Genomic DNA, 19549 nt, shown 5'->3' with positions numbered 1-19549 from the left:
TGTCGGAAAATCAGGGCGCCGCTGTTGCCAAGCTGACACAAATTCCGCGAATGTCGCTTCGGCATAAGGTGGAGGGCATGACAGACCAGGCCACGGACATGGAATCGGACATCCCGGGCAAGCCCACGTCCGCCTCGCGCACCACCCTCAGCCACATCATGACCCACAACGACACCAACCTGCTGGGGACGGTGCACGGCGGCGTGATCATGAAACTGGTCGACGACGCGGCGGGTGCGGTGGCCGGCCGGCACTCCGGCGGTCCCGCCGTCACCGCCTCCATGGACGAGATGGTGTTCCTGGAGCCGGTCCGTGTCGGCGACCTGGTCCATGTCAAGGCACAGGTGAACTGGACCGGCCGGACCTCCATGGAGATCGGCGTCCGGGTCCTCGCCGAGCGCTGGAACGAGTCGGCCCCGGCCACCCAGGTCGGCTCGGCCTATCTGGTCTTCGCGGCCGTCGACGCCGACGGCAAGCCGCGCCGGGTCCCGCCGGTGGTGCCGGAGACCGACCGCGACCGCCGTCGCTACCAGGAGGCCCAGATCCGCCGCACCCACCGCCTGGCCCGCCGCCGCGCGATCCGCGAACTACGCGAGAAGCGCGCGGCCGAGGGGTTCCAGGACTAGCAACTTCCCGCGCTCCCAAGGGGGTTGTACGGGAGTGGGAAGTATCACGGCGGTCGCCGGTCGAAGGACTGTGCGGATAGTGTGTGCGATCCGGTGGGTGGCCGTGCGGCCGCTCGCCGTCCGGCAGATGGAGAGTGGGGCGGGACACTCGGCGTGTGGCCCCGACGGGGGGGGCAGAGGCGTGGACGCACCGGGCCGTGACAGTGGTGACGACATCGATCCCGCGGACCGGTGGGCGCTGAACCCGCGCACGGGGGAGTACGAGCTGCGCCAGCCGGACACCTCCGCCGGGCGGCCCACCGTGCCCGGGCCCCGCTCCGCGCCGGAGCCCGCCCGGGAGCCGGCAGCGGAGCCCGGTCGCCGCCGCGCCACGGGGCACCGGCAGGGCAAGGCGAAGAAGAAGTCCAGGGCCAAAAGGATTCTGCTGTGGACCGGCGGCACCCTGGCGTTCGTCCTGGTCGCCGGCGCGAGCAGTGTCTACCTCTACCTCAGGCACCTCGACGGCAACATCACCACGACCGACACCGGCGGCGCCACCAGCGACTCCTTCAGCAAGGACAAGGCGTTCAGCATCCTGGTGATCGGCACCGACAAGCGGACCGGCAAGGGCGACTCCGGTTACGGCGACGCCAACAGCGTCGGCCACGCGGACACCACCATCCTGCTGCACGTCTCCGAGGACCGCACGAACGCGACCGCGCTCAGCATCCCCCGGGATCTGATCACCGACATACCGGCCTGCCGCACCAAGCAGCCGGACGGCTCGTTCAAGACCATCCCGGGCACGCAGGGCAAACGTTTCAACACCAGCCTCGGGCAGCTGGGCCGCGACCCCGGCTGCACGGTCCGCACGGTGAAGAAGCTCGGCGAGGGACTTGAGGTCGACCACTTCATGATGGCCGACTTCAACGCCGTCAAGACGCTGACGGCGGCCGTCGGCGGCGTCGACGTCTGCCTGGCACACGCCGTGCACGACGAGAAGTCACACCTGAACCTGCCCTCCGGGCCGTCGAGGATCGAGGGCGAACAGGCCCTGGCCTTCGTCCGCACCCGGTACAGCTGGGGCAACTTCGGTGATCTGGACCGCATCAAGGTGCAGCAACAGTTCCTCGGGTCCCTGTTCCGCAAGATGAAGTCCGACTCCACGCTCACCAGCCCTACCAGGCTCATGGGCCTGGCGGAGACGGCGACCAGCGCGCTCACCGTGGACAAGGGCATCGGCCACATCACCACGCTCAAGGACGTGGCCATGGAGCTGAAGAAGGTGCCGCCGAAGAACATCTCCTTCCTCACGCTGCCGGTCCGGGACAACCCCGCCGACGGTCCGGTCCACAAGACCGTCATCGAGGACGAGGTGCCCGCCCGCCAGCTCTTCTCCCTGATCAAGAACGACGTCTCCTTCACCGAGGTGAGGAAGAAGCAGAAGGCGCAGCAGGACGCCAAGCTCAAGGGCGCCCGCTCCGCCCCCGGCGACGTCCGGGTCGATCTCTACAACGCGGGCGCGCCCGGCGGCTCCGCCCAGACGACGCTGTCCTGGCTGCAGACCGAGAAGGGCGTGACCAAGTCCAGCCAGCTGGGCAACGCCGGCGCGACCCAGAAGAAGACGACCCTGCGGTACGCGCCCGCCCAGGCCGCCCAGGCCCGCGAACTGGCCGACCTCATGGGGCTCCCGGCGTCCGCCCTGAAGCCGGGCAAGAGCGAGACCACCGCACAGGGGCTGCCCGCGATGGTGCTCAGGCTGGGCGCCGACTTCAGGGGCGCGGGCGTACCGCTCACCGGCCCGGCGAAGGCACCGTCGGTGCCCAGGACAACGGCGGACGAGGTGAAGTGCGCCTCATGACGGGCCCGGCGCGCTGAGCCGTGCGACGCCGAGGACTCACGGCCGACATGGCCGAGTGCGCCTCGTCAGGCGCCGGGCGCGCTGAGCTACGCGTGCCCGGAGCACACCACCTCGCTGCCCCGCACCACGCTCTGGTCCGGCTGTCCGGGGTCCTCGAACCGCACCTGGTTCACCTGCTTGAAGTCGGCCCCGACCGTCACCTTCATCAGGGGCCCCTGGCCCGGCACCGCGCGCAGCTCGCTGCCGGGCAGGGCCACGGCCAGGGAGCGCGCGGAGCGGTCCCACCGGGGGTCGTAGGAGATCACCGTGCGCTTGACGTGGGCGAGCGCGGTCACCGGCTGGTGGGTGGTGGCGAAGCCGGTCGCCGCGAGCGCCGCGTCGACCCGCTTGGCGAGCCCGATGATGCCGGTGCCGTTCGCCACCAGGACCCGGATCCGCCGCGGGTCCGCTTCCACCGGGGCCGCGGTGGGGCCGCGGTCCGGGCGGTCCACGGCGAGCGGCTTGTCGTCGTGCAGCGACCGGAAGAGCTGGGCCGCTTTGGCCGGGTCCCACTTCAGGGTCGAACCGATGCCCTTGACCTGGTAGTTCATCTGCCCGACGGGGACGGTGGTGAACTCCGAGGAGGAAGGGGAGAAGCTCCGCATCGCCCGGCCCAGGTCGAGCAGCTCGTCGGTGCCGAAGCCCGCGTCGGCGCGGACCGAGCCGAGCACTGCCCGGGTCACGTCCCGGAACTTGATCGGGTTCAGCAGCACCCCGGAGGAGGTGGCCTTCTCGATCAGCGCCGCCATGAACCGCTGCTGCCGTTTCATCCGGCCCAGATCGCTCGCCCCGTCGAGGTGCCGGGCCCGCACGTACTGCAGTGCCTGCCCGCCCATGAGGGTGTGCGTGCCGGGCGCGAGGTCGAGCCCGGTGTACGCGTCCTTCAGCGGCGACGGCGTGCAGACCTGCACCCCGCCGAGCACGTCCACCGTCCGCATGAAGCTGGTGAAGTCCACCTCCAGGTAGTGGTCGATCTTCACATGGGTCATGTTCTCGACCGTGCGGATGGTCAGCTGAGGGCCGCCCTCGGCGTAGGCCGCGTTGAGCTTGACCGGGTGCGGGCCGTGCCGCCGGCCGGTGTTCTGGTCGACGTGCGCGGGCGTGTCGGCGTAGGAGTCGCGCGGCAGGCTCACGACGGTGGCCCGCTCCCGGTCCTCCGAGATGTGCACGATCATCATCGTGTCGGTGCAGTGGCAGGGCTGACCGCCGAGCCGGTAGGTGCGCCGCTCCTGTTCACTGATCTTGTCGCGGCCGTCGGTGCCGACCAGCAGGACGTTCATGCCGTGGCCGGCGTGGGGCCGGTTCTTCATGTCCTTGAAGGCGTCGATCCGGGCGATGCCCGCGTCCAGGCTGGTGACGACGGCGTGCCCGATTCCGGCGGAGGCGAGCACCACCACGGACAGCGTGGTGATCGCCCGCATGGCCCAGCGCGGCCGCCTGGGCGGCCGGACGGACCTCACAGGCCGCGCGGGCGGGCGGGGCACCCGGCGAGGCGGTTGCGGGCGGCGCAGGGGCCTGGGGGCGTCTCCCCGGCTTTCGGCGGTGCGGGAGGGAGACCGAGGCGGGTTGGGCAAGGGGGACACCTCCGGACGAGGCCGTACGTGGGATCCGTGAGCACAGTAGGCCGATACGATCTCCAGCCCGCTCCTCAGCCCCGGCGGCGCGCACCGGTGTCCCCCGTTCGCGGTAACGTGAGCGTCCTATGAACGCCAAGTCCGACGTGCGGCTCCCCGCTGTTTCCGTGATCATGCCCGTCCTCAACGAGGAGCGGCATCTGCGCGGGGCCGTCCAAGCGATCCTCGCGCAGGAGTACGCCGGCGAGATGGAGGTCGTGATCGCCCTGGGTCCGTCCACGGACCGCACGGACGAGATCGCCGCCGAGCTGGTCTCCGAAGACCCGCGCGTGCACACCGTCCCCAACCCGACCGGCCGTACGCCCGCGGCGCTGAACGCGGCGATCAAGGCGTCCCGGCACCCGATCGTGGTCCGCGTGGACGGCCACGGCATGCTCTCGCCGAACTACATCGCCACCGCCGTCCGGCTCCTGGAGGAGACCGGCGCACAGAACGTCGGCGGCATCATGCACGCCGAGGGCGAGAACGACTGGGAGCACGCGGTCGCCGCCGCGATGACCTCGAAGATCGGCGTCGGCAACGCGGCCTTCCACACCGGCGGCCAGGCCGGCCCCGCCGAGACGGTCTACCTCGGCGTCTTCCGTCGCGAGGCCCTGGAGCAACAGGGCGGCTACAACGAGGAGTTCATCCGCGCCCAGGACTGGGAGCTGAACTTCCGCATCCGCGAGGCGGGCGGTCTGATCTGGTTCTCGCCGGAGCTGAAGGTGTCGTACCGCCCGCGCCCCTCGGTGCGGGCGCTGGCCAAGCAGTACAAGGACTACGGCCGCTGGCGGCACGTCGTCGCCCGCTACCACTCGGGCTCCATCAACCTGCGCTATCTCGCCCCGCCGACGGCGGTGTGCGCGATGGCCGCGGGCCTCGTGGCGGGCGTGGCGCTGACCCCGTGGGGTTTCGTGATCCCCGGCGGCTACCTGGCGGCGATCGTCGCGGGCTCCGTCCCGGCGGGCAAGGGCCTGCCCCCCAAGGCCCGCCTGCAGATCCCGGTCGCTCTGGCCACCATGCACATGTCGTGGGGCTTCGGCTTCCTGACCAGCCCCAGATCCCTGGCGAAGAAGGTCATCGCCTCCCGGCGGCCGGCGGTCGTGAACGCCGCCTGAGCACCCGTCAGGGCCCCCTCCTCCGTGGAGAAGGGGGCCTGAGCGTTGCCGGCAGCTCGCCACCGGGCCTCGCTACCACCGGTAGACGTCGTACACGTCCATGCACTTCGTGTCGTCCGAGCCGTTGACGGCGTCGCTGCCCTCGGGCAGGTCTCCGGCCTTCGGGGCGGACTGCTTCGGGTAGGACGTGCCGGTGCGCCAGTCCGCGCCGACGACGACCGTGACCCCCGACACGTCGGTCGACTTCTTCACCGAGCTCGGGGGGATGCCGAGTGCCTTGGCCACCGCCTGGGCGTCACCCTCCAGGTCCGCGCTCGGGTACCGCACGACCGTCCTGTCCTCGGAGAGCGCCCCCGAAGTGTCGGCGGCCGCCCTGCCGTAGCCCTGCTGCGCGAGCGCCTGGGCGATCGCCCGAGCCCGCTGCGAGACCGGGCCCTCGGTGGCGGTCCGGGTGGCGTTCTGCACCAGCACGCCGAGCCGGCTCGCGTCGACCGAGGGCTTCTTGGCCGGCTTCCCGCTCGCGGACTCCTTCGACCCCGACTCCTTGCCGTTCTTGTCGAACGGCACGTCGTCCTGGAGCATCTCCCACATCTTGTCGGCGTTGGGCTTGTCCGGCACGACGTGGTTGCCGTCCAGCCGGTCCGGCACGTTGGGCATGGTCAGCGACGTGATGCGGTCCGACGGCACCGACTTCAGCTGCATGCCGAGGTCGTAGAGCTTCTTGACCGTGCCGATCTCCTCGGAGACCTTCAGCGACTTGGTGGCCGCCTCCGCGAGGTCCATCAGCCGCCCGGTGTCGGTGAACACGTTCTGCTTCCGGAGCGTGCGGATCATCGAGTTCAGGTACATGTGCTGGGCGCGGGCCCGCATCAGGTCGCTGCCCCAGGCGTGCCGGGTGCGCAGCCACTGCAGGGCCTGCTCACCCTTCACCTTCCGCGTCCCCTGCCTCAGCTTCAGGCCGGAGCCGCCGGGGACCCTGGGCGTCGGGCGGTCCCACACGTTCTGCTTCACACAGACGTCGACACCGCCGATGGCGTCGGCCATCCGCACCACACCCGAGAAGTCGATCGTCATCCAGTGGTCGATGTAGACCCCGGTGAGGTTCTCCCAGGTGAGCAGCGTGCATCCGGCCCCGCCGCGGCCCAGGGTGATGTTGATGATGTCGTTCGTCGGCGGATAGACCTTGCCGGTCTCGGAATCCGTGCACTTCGGGATGTCGACCCGGGTGTCGCGCGGGATGCTGACCATGGCGGCGCTCTTGCGGTCCGCGGACAGGTGGATGAGCATCTGTACGTCGGCGAGCGGCGGATCGCCGCGGTGGTCCTTGCCGCCGCCGAGTTTCACGTTCTCGTCCGAGTTACGGCTGTCGGAACCGATCAGCAAGATGTTCAGCGGCGTCTGACCGGCCGCGTTCGGCTGGGTCCGGTGCGCCTTGGAGTCGTCCCCGCCCGTCCGCGCACCCTTTCGGATGTTGCCGTTGAGGTGCTGGTAGTACAGGTATCCGGCGCCGGCCGTGCCGAGTATCACCACCGCCAGCACGGTCGCGGACCAGCGCAGCACGCGCCGTCTGCGCCGACGCCGGTCGGCCTTCGGTCTGCCCGTGCCCCGCCCGCCCCCATGCCGTCCGGAACCCGCCGACGCATCCGAGGCCTGCGGCTTGAGCGACATCGTGTCCTCGACCGCAGGAGCCTCCCCGCGCACCTCGCTCTGCGCCAACTGCCTGCCCTCCCCACCCTGCGCCATGCAACGGGCCCGTCCCGCGTCCAGTTAGACGCATGACGGGCCCATTGGGTTACCTACGAGGCGCACCCCATCTGCTGGTCATCGCACAGGATACGCATTCCTATGAAATGAACTCGTTTCCGTGGAGGTGAAATCCCGGCTTTCTACGCCTGTGCAGATGTGGCGCACCGGGCCGGCTACGAGGCGCACTGCACCTTGTCCGCCGTCGACTTGTCGACCTTGGGTGCCTTTGTCGAGGGAGTGAGGGAGACGCCCGCCCCCTTGAAGTCCTTGCCCAGGGTCAGCGTCATCGCCGGCAGTCCCTGGGAGTTGGTCACGCTCTTGCCGGGCTTCAGCGCGGAGCCGGACAGCCCCATGATGGCGGCCAGCCGGCGTGCCTGGTCCGCCTGGTCGGGCGCGTACTCGAGCGTGGTCTTGGCCAGTGCGGCCGGGGCGTTGCCCGCGTTCTCCGACTTGGTCACGCCCTCGTCGTTCTGCAGCCAGTTGAGCGCCGCCTGCGCGCTGCCCGCCGCGGCCCCGCCGTTGAGGATGCGCACCCGCACCTCGGAGGCGGGCGCCTTAGTGCCCTTGAGCCGGGCGGCCTGGGCATCCTTCGCCGCCTTCTGCTTCTTCTTCACCTCGGTGAAGGAGACGTCGTTCCTGATGGCGTCGAACACCGCGGGCGCCTTCGACTTGTTGAGGACGACCGTGGCCTTGACGTTCTCCGCCGGGTTGTCCACGACCGGCACCGTCGTGAACGTCAGGTTCTTCGGGTTGAGCTTGCCCAGCTCCAGCCCCAGGTCCTTCAGCTTCCCGATGCTGTCCAGCTTGTCGTCGACGGTCAGCGCCTCGGTGCCGGCCTCCGCCAGCTTCACCATCTTCGTCGGGCTGGTGAGCGTGGAGTTGCCCTTCAGCTTGCGCATCAGCGCGCTCAGGAACTGCTGCTGCAGCCCGATCCGGCTCAGGTCACCGCCGAAGCCGACCGAGTGCCGGGTGCGCACGAACGCCAGCGCCTGCTCGCCGGAGATGTTGTGCGTGCCCTTGGGCAGCTTCAGGTGCGAGTCCTTGTCGTCGATGGCGTGGGCCAGGCAGACCTCCACACCGCCCACCGCCTCGGTCAGCGTCTTGACCGCGTTGAAGTCGGCGACCATGAAGTCGTCCGGCTTGATACCGGTCAGCTCGGTCACCGTGCGCATGGTGCAGCTCGGTGTGCGGTCGTCCTGCCCGAGGCTCGTGTTGAAACGGACGCCCTCGGAGCCCGCGATCACCTTCTTGGTGCCGTCCTCCTGCTCCGTCGGGCAGTCCGGGACGTCCACGATCAGGTCGCGAGGGATGCTCAGCGCGGTGGCGTTGGACCGGTCCTTGGAGACGTGCAGCAGGATGGTGGTGTCGGCGTGTCCGACGCTGCCCGCGTCGCCGTAGCCCTCATTGCCCTGGCCGGTCCGCTTGTCGGTGCCGATCAGCAGGATGTTGATGGCCTCGTCCTTGCGGAAGCCACCCGTGCTCGCACCGTCGTCGGGGATGGTCGTGATGTTGTCGTTCAGGTGCTTGATGTAGAGGTACCCGGCGGCCGTCACGGCGACCAGCACGAAGGCCATGGACCCACCGGTCCACAGCAGCGCCTTCTTCACCTTCGACTTCTTCTGCACCGGACGTCGCGCCGCGCGCCGCCCCTGCGGCGGCTCCGGCTCGGCGTTTCGGCGCCGGGCGCGCGGCGCGGGGACGTCCCCGGGGCGCACCCGGCGCGTCTCACGCGGCCCGCCGGACACCGCGTCGTCACGACGACGCGGCGCACCGCCGTTGCCCTGCGCCGGCTTCCGGGGACCGGGGACCGGCGACTGCGCTGTGGAAGGGCTCAGTCGCAGTTCGTATTCGCCGGTGTTCGGATTGAGTACCCACTGGTCTGCGGGGTCGATGTTGTCCGCCCGCCCACGGCCTTGCGCGTCCACGGTTGTCCGAATCCTCCGTCGGGGCCACGCGGCGCCTTCCCCCCTGCAAGGCGCTCGGGTCTCGGTGAATCAGTGCACGGCCCCAGGACGGACCTCGCGGCCGGGTGCACCGGATCGCTCACACTATCCGCCCAGTTCAGCGTGGGGCGACGCCCGTGACAAATTCGACCTTCCTACAACCGGGCAATCCCCCTCATTTTCTGAACGAAAGTTCGTCGTTTTGATGATCGCCTTACGCGCAGGTGGGCTCGGCGGCCGTGTTCCCGCGGAAGGTCGGGGCGGGGGAGGGGTCGCTCTTGCCGTTCCCCTCCGAAGTCTTTCCGGGAATCCCCTGTGAAGGGTCCTGGCTCACCGCCACCGGCTGGTCGGCCCGCAGTCGCGCGAACAGCTTCTCGGCCTCCGGCTCCACGAGTTGATCACGGTTGGTGTCGTAGACGTACGACTTCCTCGGCACCGTCAGGAACTGCACACGTCCGGTGGGGATGTCGCGCAGCCCGCGCACCAACTGGTACAAACCGCGCAGACTGGCCAGTTCCCGATCGGTGGTCAGCGAGGAGGTCGCCGCGTCCAGCACCGGATACAGCTTCACCGGATTCAGCAGCACGTCGTTGCCCTGCACCTTGTTGACGAGCGCGCCGAGGAAGAGCTGCTGCCGTTCCATCCGCTCGGTGTCGCTGCCGCCGCCGAGCGACTTGCGCACCCGCACGTATCCGAGCGCCTGCTCGCCGTCGAGGGTGACCCGGCCCGCGGGCAGCTTCAGCTTGGCCGCCTTGTCGTCGACGGGTTCCTTCAGGCACACCTGCACGCCGTCGACGGCGTCCACCATCTCCTTGAACCCGTCGAAGTCGACGACCACGTGATGGTCGATCCGAATGTCCGTCAGCCTCTCGACGGTGCGGATCGTGCACGCCGAACCCCCGACCTGGAACGCGTGGTTGAACATCGCGAACACCGGCTCGCTCCGGCTGCCGTCCGCCCGCCGGCAGCCGGGTATGTCCACCATCAGGTCCCTGGGCAGCGAGACGGCGGTGGCGCTGCGCCGGTCGGCGGCCAGGTGCAGCAGGATCGTCGTGTCGGAGCGCTCGCTGCCCAGGTCCCGCCCGTACTCGCTGTTGCCGTCCCCGGCCCGCGTGTCGGAACCGATCAGCAGGATGTTCTGCGCGCCCCGCACCAGCGCGGTGGGCCGCTCCCGCTCGTACCGGGCCAGCTCGGCGGCGGCCGCGTCGTCGGCGGTGATGTTGGCACTGAGCTTGGCGTAGACGGCCCAGCCGGTCCCGCCGGCCACGACGAGAAGCCCGGCGACGCCCAGCGCCGAGCCTTTCAGCAACCGCCGCCGGCGCCGCCGTGCCGGCCCTTCCCCGGTGGCGGAGGCCCCGAGGCCGGGACCGAGGGGTTTGCCTGCGGTGTCGGTCACGGCCGGGCACCCCCTCATGGCGTACGAGCGTCATGTGCTGCTTCTACGACCATGGCGGGGAGGAGGAGGGGTAGCTCCCTTTGCTACTCCAAGTGGGGGAACCACGCCTCCGGGGGCGCGGGGCTGTATCGCTGTGCGGCTCCGCCGGGTGGGCGCGCCGAGCCGCAGCGCACCGCATCCGCGAAGCGGACCTACCGCAGCACCGCGGTCACCCTCTCGCTCTCGATCCGCTGGGCGAGGGCCTCCTCCTCCAGCCGGTCGAGATGCCGGCACAGCACCACCGAACCCCCGACGGCCAACGGCGAGTACAGCCCCGCGCTGAGCCCCTCCCAGGTGTCGTAAGGAAGGGTCGACAGCATCCGGGACCCGGGCCCGGTCAAGCCCAGCGACGGCGCCTCCGCCGAGGCCAGCTCGGCGACCTCGGACCCGCTGAACTCCCGGCCGGCCACGACGAGCGCCGGCTCCTCCGGATCCACCGGCGCGAACGGGGCGAACCGGTCACCCTGGCCCGGCACTTCCACGGCGTAGTCGATGAAACCCTCCGGCGTCTGCGGGAACCGCCCGCCGAGCGGCCGCAGCGCCAGCGCGACCCGCTCGCCACGGCAGGCCCGCGCGGCCTCCAGTGCGTCCGGCCCGCTGACCACCACGTCGGCCGCCGCCGGGTCCCCGGCGACGTCCGCGATCGCGCCGACCGAGGAACAGGCCAGCAGCCACACCGCTGTCTGCCAGTGCGCGGGCAGCAGCAGTGCGACCCGGTCACCGGGCCCGGCGGAGAGGTCGCCCTGAAGAAGGTTGGCGGTCTTGGCCACCCAATTGGCGAAGGTGGCGACGGACAGTTCGACACGTTCGCCCGTGGCGTCGTCGTAGAAGGTCACCAGAGGGCGGCCGGGGTCCGCGGCGAGCGCGGAAGTCAGCAGGTCGGCAGGGGTGCGATCGGTGGCGTTCACGCGGGACAGGGTACGCGCGGGCGGGTGCGCGCACCGGGTGCCGGGGCCACCGGTTCGGCGGAACGTTCTGCCGACGGCCCGTCAGTTCACCGATGGACAGATTAATATGACTATGTCCAGGATCATGGACATGCGTGGATTCCTTGCTTCCTTCCCTTCCTCCATCGGCGCCCCCTCGCTCGTCGCCTCCTCGATCGGCGTCACGTGCGCCGCGGCCCTCGCACTCCCCATGGCCCTGCCCGCGGCCGCCGCGCCGTCCACACCCTCCGCGACCGCCGTACCCTTCCCGGGCGGCGCCATCTCCGCGTCCGCCGAGCCCGCGGTTGCGGGCAGCACCCGCTCGCTGCCGCTTGTGCCCCTCTCCCCGGACCGCGTCCTCGGCACGGCCCCGGAGCAGGGTCTGTACCGCGCCGACATCGAACGCTTCTCGCTGGTCGGGGTCGTCTGGGACGACCCGGACACCGAGTTGCACGGCCGGGTCCAGGTGCGCACCCGGTCCGCGGCGACGGGGAGGTGGTCCGGCTGGCAGGACGTCGAGACCCACAACGCCGACCACGGCGCCGACCCGGGCACGGCGGAGCGGACCTCGCGGCGCGTGCACGGGGCGACCGCGCCGCTGTGGGTGGGCGACTCGGACGGCGTGGACGTACGGGTCCGTGCGGACACCGCCAGCGCGCGGGGCAGCAGCAGCGGAGGGCCGCGGGCCGTGCTGCCCTCGGGGCTGCGCCTGGAGCTCGTCGATCCGGGGGACGGGGAACCACCGGAGGACGCACCGGTCGACGCACCACCCCGCACCGGGCTTTACACGGACGCGGCGATCGCCGCCTCCGCCACCAACACCGACATCACCCACATCGGCGCCACGGAGATCCCCGCGCTGGGCCAGTGGGACACCGAGCGGGAACTCGGCCTGCTCCGGGGCTCGGTGGGGGCGAAGCCGTACATCGGGCCCCGCCCGCGGATCGTCACACGCCGGGGCTGGGGCGCGGACGAGTCACTGCGCGAAAGCGGGTTCGTCTACACGAAGAAGGTCAAGGCGGCATTCGTGCACCACACGGCCTCGGGCAACAGGTACACGTGCTCCCAGGCCCCCTCCGTCATCCGCAGTATCTACCGCTACCACGTCAAGAGCATGGGCTGGCGGGACATCGGCTACAACTTCCTCATCGACAAGTGCGGAACCATCTACGAGGGCCGGGCCGGAGGCGTGACGAAGGCGGTCCAAGGCGCGCACACCCTCGGGTTCAACGCCAACAGCATGGGCATCGCCGTGATCGGCAGCTTCGGCGTGAGCAAGCCGCCCGGTGCGGCGGTGACGGCGATCGCCAAGCTCACCGCGTGGAAGCTCGGGCTCTACGGGGCCAATCCGCGCGGAAAGACGTATCTCACGTCGGGCGGTGGCAATCTCTACCCCAAGGGGAGGAACGTGCGACTGAACGTGATCTCCGGCCATCGGGACGGATTCGCCACCGAGTGCCCCGGAAAGTCGCTCTACGCCAGACTCGGCACGGCCCGTGCCAACGCGGCGCGGTACCAGGGGCGCTGAGGCCGGGGCGCGCGTTCACCGCCGCCGGGGAACCGATGAGGGCGGCTCGGGGCACGGGACGGCGCGACCGAGGGATCGGCCGGCGGTCGGCCGGGACCGGACGGGGTCGGCCGGGGTCGGCCGGGGGTTCCGCACACCGATCCCGCGGGACACCGCGCGGCCGTCGAGGCGTCGTCGCACGGACTGCATACACTGACCGGCCGAAACGTGTAGTGACGAGTAGTTCGGCCGGTCCCGGCAGGAAGCAGAGACGACAGGTGACAGAAGCGATCCTCCTGGTCGGCGGCAAAGGCACCCGGCTGCGCCCGCTCACGGTGCACACTCCCAAGCCCATGGTCCCGGCGGCCGGGGTGCCGTTCCTCACCCACCAACTGGCGAGAGCGAGAGCGGCGGGCGTCGAGCACATCGTCCTCGCGACGAGCTACCTCGCCGAGGTCTTCGAGCCCCACTTCGGCGACGGCGCCTCCCTCGGTCTGCACATCGAGTACGTGACCGAGGAGGAGCCCCTCGGCACGGGCGGCGCGATCCGCAACGTGGCCTCGCGCCTCCACTCCGGCCCCGACGACCCGGTGCTGATCTTCAACGGCGACATCCTGACGGGCCTGGACATCCGGGCCCTGGTCGACACCCACGAGTCGACGGGCGCGGACATCTCCCTGCACCTGACCAAGGTGACCGACCCGCGCGCCTACGGCCTGGTCCCGACGGACGAGACCGGCCGCGTCCTCGCCTTCCTGGAGAAGCCGCAGACGCCGGAGGAGATCGTCACCGACCAGATCAACGCAGGGGCGTACGTCTTCCGCCGCTCGGTCATCGACACGATCCCGGCGGGCCGCCCGGTGTCCGTGGAACGCGAGACCTTCCCCGGCCTCCTTGCCGCCGGCGCCCACCTCCAGGGCCTGGTCGACTCCACGTACTGGCTGGACCTCGGCACCCCGGCCGCCTTCGTGCGCGGCTCGGCCGACCTGGTCCTCGGCCGTGCCCCCTCCCCGGCCGTCCCGGGCCGCTGCGGCGACCGGCTCGTCCTGCCCACGGCGACGGTCGCCGCCGACGCCAAGCTGACGGGCGGCACGGTGGTGGGCGAGGGCGCGTTCGTGGCGGAGGGCGCCTGCGTCTTCGGCTCCATCATCCTCCCCGGCGCCGTCATCGAACCGGGCGCCGTCATCACCGACTCGCTCATCGGCTCCCGCGCCCGCGTCGGCGAACGCTCCGTCCTCACCGGCACGGTGATCGGCGACGGCGCGATCGTGGGCGCCGACAACGAACTGCGCGAGGGAGTACGGGTGTGGTGCGACGCCCGCATCCCGGCGGGGGCGGTGCGCTTCTCTTCCGACCAGTAGCCGAGCCGAGCGGAGCCGCGCCGGGCCCGGGGGCGCCGTCTCTCGGGCCGCGCCCCAGGCCCCATCGTCCGTGGGCGCCCCCGACCGAAGGTCATCCGCGCCTGATCGGTGGCTGATCGCGCAGTTCCCGGCGCCCCCAGGGGGCCGGTTCCCCGCACCCCTGCGGAGCGCTGTGCCGTCACCGGCCGGTCAACCGCAGCCGCAGAGCCGCACCCACACGGCTGCGCGCAGCCGTACCCATCCAGTGATACCCGCGTAGCCGCCGGCGCTCGGGCGGCACGGGTGGGCGCAGCGGCACCCGGCCCGCGCCGGTGCGCGACCGGCCCCCGGCCGGCCGGAGCGCAGCGGCACCCCGCCGGCGTGGGCGAGCGGACGCCGCCGCTCAGCCGTGGCACAGGGCGCCGGGAAAGCGCGGAGCGGTGAGGAAGGCACCGGCACAGGGCGCCTCACAGCAACCCGATGTCCACCCGAGGCATCTTCGGTGCCCGCCGAGCCGGCACCTGCCCGCTGAGCAGAATCAACCGGGCAGCCCGATGCCGCTGCCCCGCATACGGCTCCAGCAACCGAAGCATCACCGCATCGTCGGCATGACGATCCCCCGCGAGCGCCCACCCCACGATCCCCGGCAGATGCAGATCCCCGACCGTCACCGCATCCGGCGCCCCATGACTGCGCTGCACGACCTCCGCCGACGTCCATGGCCCGATCCCGGGCACGACCTCCAGCCGCGCCTGAGCCTCGGCCGCCGGCATCCCCACAGCCTGCTCCAGCCGCGCGGCGACCCGCACGGCCCGCAGAATCGTCGACGCCCGCTTGTCGTCGACCCCGGCCCGGTGCCACTCCCAGGAGGGGATCAGCGCCCAGGTCCGCGGTGCGGGCATCACCCACATCGGCCGTTCGCCCACCCCCGCGGGCCCCGGCGCCGGCTCCCCGAACCTCCGTACGAGCAGCCGCCACGCCCGGTACGCCTCATCCGTCGTGACCTTCTGCTCCAGCACCGACGGGATCAAGGACTCCAGCACCAGCCCGGTCCGCGTCAGCCGCAACCCCGGCCGCCGGTGCCGCGCCAGCGCCACCACCCGGTGCCGGGGCACGAACGCGTCCGGCTCGTCGGCCGCGCCGAGCAACTCGGGCAGCCGGTCCAGCAGCCACTCGGCACCCGGCCCCCATGCCTCACCGAACACCTCACCGCCGTGCGCGCGCACCCGCAGCGTCCCCGGCCCGGCGGGCGTGCGGGCGGCCCGCCACACGGACCCGTCCGCCGTGGCCCGGAACGTCGGGTCGGCGGGCCCACGCCGGAGCGGCCCGAGCACCAGGCCGAGGTCGAGCGGCCCGTCCGGCACCCACCGGCGTACCCGCACCGGGGCCGTCGCCTGCCGCGGTATCCCGGCGCGCACCCCCGCGGGTACGCCGACCTGCCCGCGGCGCACGGTCGTACGCGGGTGACGCGGGGTGAAACGTCCTGCCACTGGTGAGGTCCTAGGGGTGCGGGGGCCGTCCTATGAGACTAGGCGGTCGCCGCGGAACGCATCCACGGAACGCATACGCGGGAACTCACCGCACCTCGACGAAGGCCGCCGCGTCCCGCTCCGGCCGCGGTCTCGGCTCCTCCGCCGGATGACCGACCGCCACCGCGCCCATGGGTTCCCACTCCGCCGGCAGCCCGAGCACCTCGCGCACCACGTCCCGGCAGAACATCGTGGACGACACCCATGCCGAACCCAGCCGCTCCCCGGCCAGCGCGACCAGGAGGTTCTGCACACCCGCGCCCATCGCGACGACGAACATCTCCCGCTCGGCGCCGTCCCGCCGCGCGTCCCCGTAACGGTGGGAGCCGTCCATGACGAGGCAGGGCACGACGAGGTGGGGCGCGTGGCGCAGGACGTCCCCGCGGCGGACGCGCTTGGCGATGGACTCCTCGCTCTTGCCGTCCCGGCGCAGGTCGGCGATCCAGGCGTCCCGCATCGCGTCCAGCAGCCGGGTCCGGGACTCCTCCGACTCCAGCAGCACGAACCGCCACGGCGTGGTGTGGTGCGGGGCGGGCGCGGTGACCGCCGCCGCCACCGCGCGCCGTACCGCGCCGGGGTCCACGGGCTCGTCGGTGAAGGCCCGTACGGTGCGCCGCTGGGTCACGGCCTCCCGGACCGCCTCGGAGGTGCCGAGCCGGAACATGTCGTCGCGCGCGGTGCGCACCAGCACCCGCGCGCCCTCGCCGTCCTCGCCGTCCACGACGTGGGGCAGCCCGCGCACCACGGCGACCGGCCGCCCGGCTGCCTTCCCCTTGACCAGGTCACCTGCGGCGGCCAGCTCGTCCGCCGTGGCCACGACGGTCGCGCTGAGCGGATTGCCGTACGCGTCCGTGCCACCGCGCAGATCGTCCAGCACGCGCACCCCGGCGGCGCCGATCGCGACGTCCGTGAGCCCCGCGCGCCAGGGTCGCCCGAAGGTGTCGGTGACGACGACACCGACGTTGACGCCGAGGGCGTCGCGCAGGCCGTCGCGGATCGCGCGCGCGGACGCGTCCGGGTCCTCCGGCAGGAGGAGCACCGTGCCGGCGGGGGTGTTGGAGGCGTCGACCCCGGCGGCGGCCATGACCAGGCCCTGCCGGTTCTCCACGATGCGCAGGGCGCCGCGCCGGGCCACGACCCGGACCGTCTCGGCGTCGATGGCCGCCTCCCGGTCGGCCGCCCGCACGATCCGGCCCTCGGCCTTGGAGACGATCTTGGAGGTGACGAGCAGCACGTCTCCGTCCGCAAGTCCCGGTCCGGCGGCGGCGATCAGCTTGGCGAGGTCGTCGCCCGGCTGGACCTCGGGAATGCCCGTCAGGGCCCGGACCGAGTACTCCGGGCGCTCCTCGCTCACGCTCCCCGCACCTCCTCGGCCAGTGCCAGTGCCTCCCGCGCCATCTGCGCGGCCGCGTCCACGTCGGTCATCATCAGCGGTACGGCCCGGCAGCGGATGCCGTCCGCCTCGACCCGCTCGATCACGGCCGCGTCCACCGTGTCCACCAGCCAGCCGTCCAGCAGCCCGGAGCCGTAGTGCTCGGCGACCGCGGCGGCCGTCGACTCCACGCCGACTGCGGCGAGCACCTTGTCGGCCATCCCGCGCACGGGCGCGTCCCCGACGATGGGGGAGAGGCCGATCACCGGTACGCCCGCGTCCGCGATGGCCTCCCGGACGCCCGGCACGGCGAGGATCGTGCCGATGGACACGACCGGGTTGGACGGGGGGAAGAGGATGACGTCGGCCTCGGCGATCGCCTCCAGGACGCCCGGCGCGGGCTTGGCCCGCTCGGCGCCGACCGGGACCACGGCCTCGGCGGGGACGGAGGCCCGCAGTCGCACCCAGTACTCCTGGAAGTGCACGGCCTTGCGCTCACCGTCGACCTCCACCGCGACGTGCGTCTCCACGCGGTCGTCGGTCATCGGGATCAGCTTCACGCCCGGCTTCCAGCGGTCGCACAGCGCCTCGGTGACCGCGCTCAGCGGATAGCCGGCGCTCAGCATCTGCGTCCGCACGATGTGCGTGGCGAAGTCCCGGTCGCCGAGCCCGAACCAGTCCGGGCCGACCCCGTAGGCCGTCAGCTCCTCCTTGAGGTGGAAGGTCTCGTCGGTCCGTCCCCAGCCCTGCTCCTCGTTGATGCCGCCGCCCAGCGTGTACATCACCGTGTCCAGGTCCGGGCAGACCTTCAGCCCGAAGAGGTGGATGTCGTCGCCGGTGTTGCCGATCACCGTGACGTCCGCGTCCGGCACGGCCTGCTTCAGACCGCGCAGGAACCGGGCACCACCGATGCCGCCTGCCAGAACCACAATGCGCATGGGACAAGTCTGGCAGGCGGGTCCGAGAACGCGTCAGGCAGTCGCCGGACGCGCCTCGCAGTGCGGCGAGACGGGGGTCCCCGCGGTCGAAGGCCGAGACTGGGGGAGCATCGGCATCTCGGTCAGGCCGGGGTAGTACACGTGCAGGCTGACCGCCGGCTCCAGGGCGTCGTTGACGACCTCGTGCACGTAGCCCGGCGCGAACACCCGCTGCGTGCCCGCCGCCAACGCGCGCGTGCCCCGCTCGGTGCGCTCGGTGAGAGCGCCCTCCAGGACGGTGAGGACACCGGAGGAGGGGCCGTGGTCGTGCAGTCCGCTGCCCTGCCCGGGCACCCAGGACAGCAGCCACACCTCGTAGCCGGGTCCGGTGCGCAGCCGGTGGTACCAGCGGGTGGTGGCGTCGTAGCGGACGAGATGCGCCCACTGGGAGCGGTCGGCGGCGATCGAGCGGGCGAGCCCCACGAACTCGGCGACGGTGGCCGGGTGCTCGCGCGGCGGCTGGAGCAGGTGCGGGACTTCGAGGATGTCGCCGGCGATCTGGAGGTCGTTGTCGCTGTTCATCGGATGCGGTGGTCCTCGACGGAAGAAGTGGGGGCTGGAGCTGGGGGACGCGTACGGTCAGCCCGGGTCTCGGGCGGACGGGGTGCCCTGGATGAGGGATCACGAAGAGGGAAACGCGACCGAGTCGAAACGGACTCGGGAACAGCCGGAGCGAGCGTGGCTCAACAGCTGGGACAACAACAGCTACAGCGCGCGCGGGCGGCACCGTGGGACCCGGCGGGGCGGGTCGAGGTGAGTGCCAAGTTCGCGAGCATGCCCACTAGGACATCGGTTCACACCCGCAGTGTCAACTCGACGACCGGTATGTGGGACGTGTTTCACCTCATCCGGTTCATCTGACAGGTGAAAGGTTTGTTCACCGGGATGCCGGGACACATGGGGCACATCCGAGCGCGCTCGAGCCTCGCGGAACGCGATCGAACACGGAGGCGTCCTTGTCCGTACAGAGATGCGTACGGGGTCCAGCCGCCCCGTAGGTCTCGTCTGCACGTCGAGGTTTATGGCGATTTGAACACTTTCTGCATGGCCTTGGTTCCGCAGAGTGAATAACGGGCCCAATAGCAGATCTCGGCTTGACTCGCCCGGAGCAGCACACTTGTAATTTCACTCGTGTCGTTCAGCCGAAATCGGTAACGGCTACGCACGGGGACGTGAAGACAGACGAGGGGCGCACATGACCGAGCTGGTGCAGCAACTGCTGGTCGACGACGCGGACGAGGAACTCGGCTGGCAGGAGCGCGCGCTGTGCGCCCAGACCGACCCCGAGTCCTTCTTCCCCGAGAAGGGCGGCTCCACCAGAGAGGCGAAGAAGGTCTGCCTCGCCTGCGAGGTCCGCTCCGAGTGCCTCGAGTACGCCCTCGCCAACGACGAGCGCTTCGGTATCTGGGGCGGCCTGTCCGAGCGCGAACGCCGCAGACTCAAGAAGGCCGCCGTCTGAAACACGCGCACCCACGCGCGCACACGCGCACGCGTACACCCCGCGGAACCGTCGCGAACGGCCCGTCGCCGGTGGGTTA

15 protein-coding genes are annotated in these 19549 nt (G+C 71.3%); 6 read left to right on the top strand and 9 right to left on the bottom strand.

Annotated elements, in window-relative coordinates; genetic code table 11:
• Nucleotides 1-50 precede the first annotated feature (50 nt).
• Together ABZ079_RS19640 and ABZ079_RS19635 are read left to right on the top strand one after the other, a co-directional pair.
• Complete coding sequence (locus ABZ079_RS19640) at nucleotides 51-626, top strand: acyl-CoA thioesterase (protein ID WP_356940705.1); 576 nt, start codon at nucleotides 51-53, stop codon at nucleotides 624-626.
• Nucleotides 627-807: 181 nt separating this feature from the next.
• Nucleotides 808-2466, top strand: coding sequence for an LCP family protein (locus tag ABZ079_RS19635; protein WP_356940704.1), 1659 nt, complete (start codon nucleotides 808-810; stop codon nucleotides 2464-2466).
• Nucleotides 2467-2552: 86 nt separating this feature from the next.
• Here the strand turns inward: ABZ079_RS19635 and ABZ079_RS19630 are convergent, their stop codons facing one another.
• Nucleotides 2553-3926, bottom strand: a complete 1374-nt coding sequence (locus ABZ079_RS19630; protein WP_356940703.1) for an LCP family protein — start codon at nucleotides 3924-3926, stop codon at nucleotides 2553-2555.
• Between the two features lie 281 nt (nucleotides 3927-4207).
• On the opposite strand from ABZ079_RS19630, the gene ABZ079_RS19625 reads away from it, so the two are divergent.
• Nucleotides 4208-5236 carry a glycosyltransferase family 2 protein gene (locus ABZ079_RS19625; protein ID WP_356940702.1) on the top strand — a complete coding sequence of 343 codons (1029 nt, stop codon included), beginning with the start codon at nucleotides 4208-4210 and terminating at the stop codon, nucleotides 5234-5236.
• A 72-nt stretch (nucleotides 5237-5308) separates the two neighbouring features.
• On the opposite strand, the gene ABZ079_RS19620 is transcribed toward ABZ079_RS19625, so the two are convergent.
• From ABZ079_RS19620 to ABZ079_RS19605, 4 genes are all read right to left on the bottom strand, one after another.
• The gene (locus ABZ079_RS19620) at nucleotides 5309-6904 is read right to left on the bottom strand and encodes an LCP family protein (protein ID WP_356940943.1); all 1596 of its coding nucleotides are present in this window, start codon (nucleotides 6902-6904) and stop codon (nucleotides 5309-5311) included.
• 251 nt (nucleotides 6905-7155) lie between these two features.
• On the bottom strand, nucleotides 7156-8907 hold the full coding sequence (locus tag ABZ079_RS19615) for an LCP family protein (protein ID WP_356940701.1): 1752 nt from the start codon (nucleotides 8905-8907) through the stop codon (nucleotides 7156-7158).
• Between the two features lie 232 nt (nucleotides 8908-9139).
• The gene (locus tag ABZ079_RS19610; protein ID WP_356940700.1) at nucleotides 9140-10321 is read right to left on the bottom strand and encodes an LCP family protein; all 1182 of its coding nucleotides are present in this window, start codon (nucleotides 10319-10321) and stop codon (nucleotides 9140-9142) included.
• Between the two features lie 191 nt (nucleotides 10322-10512).
• A complete protein-coding gene (locus tag ABZ079_RS19605; protein ID WP_356940699.1) occupies nucleotides 10513-11268 on the bottom strand; it encodes a TIGR03089 family protein in 756 nt (251 codons plus the stop codon).
• A 130-nt stretch (nucleotides 11269-11398) separates the two neighbouring features.
• Between ABZ079_RS19605 and ABZ079_RS19600 the strand changes: the two genes are divergently transcribed.
• Both ABZ079_RS19600 and ABZ079_RS19595 read left to right on the top strand, forming a co-directional pair.
• Nucleotides 11399-12814 (top strand): peptidoglycan recognition protein, encoded by a 1416-nt coding sequence (locus tag ABZ079_RS19600; protein WP_356940698.1) that lies wholly within the window; start codon nucleotides 11399-11401, stop codon nucleotides 12812-12814.
• Between the two features lie 257 nt (nucleotides 12815-13071).
• Complete coding sequence (locus ABZ079_RS19595) at nucleotides 13072-14154, top strand: NDP-sugar synthase (RefSeq protein WP_356940697.1); 1083 nt, start codon at nucleotides 13072-13074, stop codon at nucleotides 14152-14154.
• Nucleotides 14155-14600: 446 nt separating this feature from the next.
• On the opposite strand, the gene ABZ079_RS19590 is transcribed toward ABZ079_RS19595, so the two are convergent.
• The 4 genes from ABZ079_RS19590 to ABZ079_RS19575 all read right to left on the bottom strand — a co-directional run bounded on the left by ABZ079_RS19590 (nucleotide 14601) and on the right by ABZ079_RS19575 (nucleotide 18533).
• Nucleotides 14601-15623, bottom strand: a complete 1023-nt coding sequence (locus ABZ079_RS19590) for a DNA-3-methyladenine glycosylase 2 family protein (RefSeq protein ID WP_356940696.1) — start codon at nucleotides 15621-15623, stop codon at nucleotides 14601-14603.
• A gap of 85 nt (nucleotides 15624-15708) precedes the next feature.
• The gene (locus ABZ079_RS19585) at nucleotides 15709-17016 is read right to left on the bottom strand and encodes a coenzyme F420-0:L-glutamate ligase (protein WP_356940695.1); all 1308 of its coding nucleotides are present in this window, start codon (nucleotides 17014-17016) and stop codon (nucleotides 15709-15711) included.
• Nucleotides 17013-17972: a 2-phospho-L-lactate transferase gene (cofD, locus tag ABZ079_RS19580; RefSeq protein WP_356940694.1), complete on the bottom strand. Its 960-nt coding sequence runs from the start codon at nucleotides 17970-17972 to the stop codon at nucleotides 17013-17015. The genes ABZ079_RS19585 and cofD overlap by 4 nt, the downstream gene beginning before the upstream one ends.
• Before the next feature lie 33 nt (nucleotides 17973-18005).
• Complete coding sequence (locus ABZ079_RS19575; RefSeq protein ID WP_356940693.1) at nucleotides 18006-18533, bottom strand: cysteine dioxygenase family protein; 528 nt, start codon at nucleotides 18531-18533, stop codon at nucleotides 18006-18008.
• A 673-nt stretch (nucleotides 18534-19206) separates the two neighbouring features.
• Between ABZ079_RS19575 and ABZ079_RS19570 the strand changes: the two genes are divergently transcribed.
• Nucleotides 19207-19470, top strand: a complete 264-nt coding sequence (locus tag ABZ079_RS19570) for a WhiB family transcriptional regulator (protein ID WP_003975777.1) — start codon at nucleotides 19207-19209, stop codon at nucleotides 19468-19470.
• Nucleotides 19471-19549: the final 79 nt, after the last annotated feature.

Source organism: Streptomyces sp. NPDC006314 (genome assembly GCF_040613075.1).
Classification (GTDB): domain Bacteria; phylum Actinomycetota; class Actinomycetes; order Streptomycetales; family Streptomycetaceae; genus Streptomyces.
The sequence above is the reverse complement of the archived record's forward strand: the minus strand, read 5'-3'. Positions and strand labels throughout refer to the sequence as shown.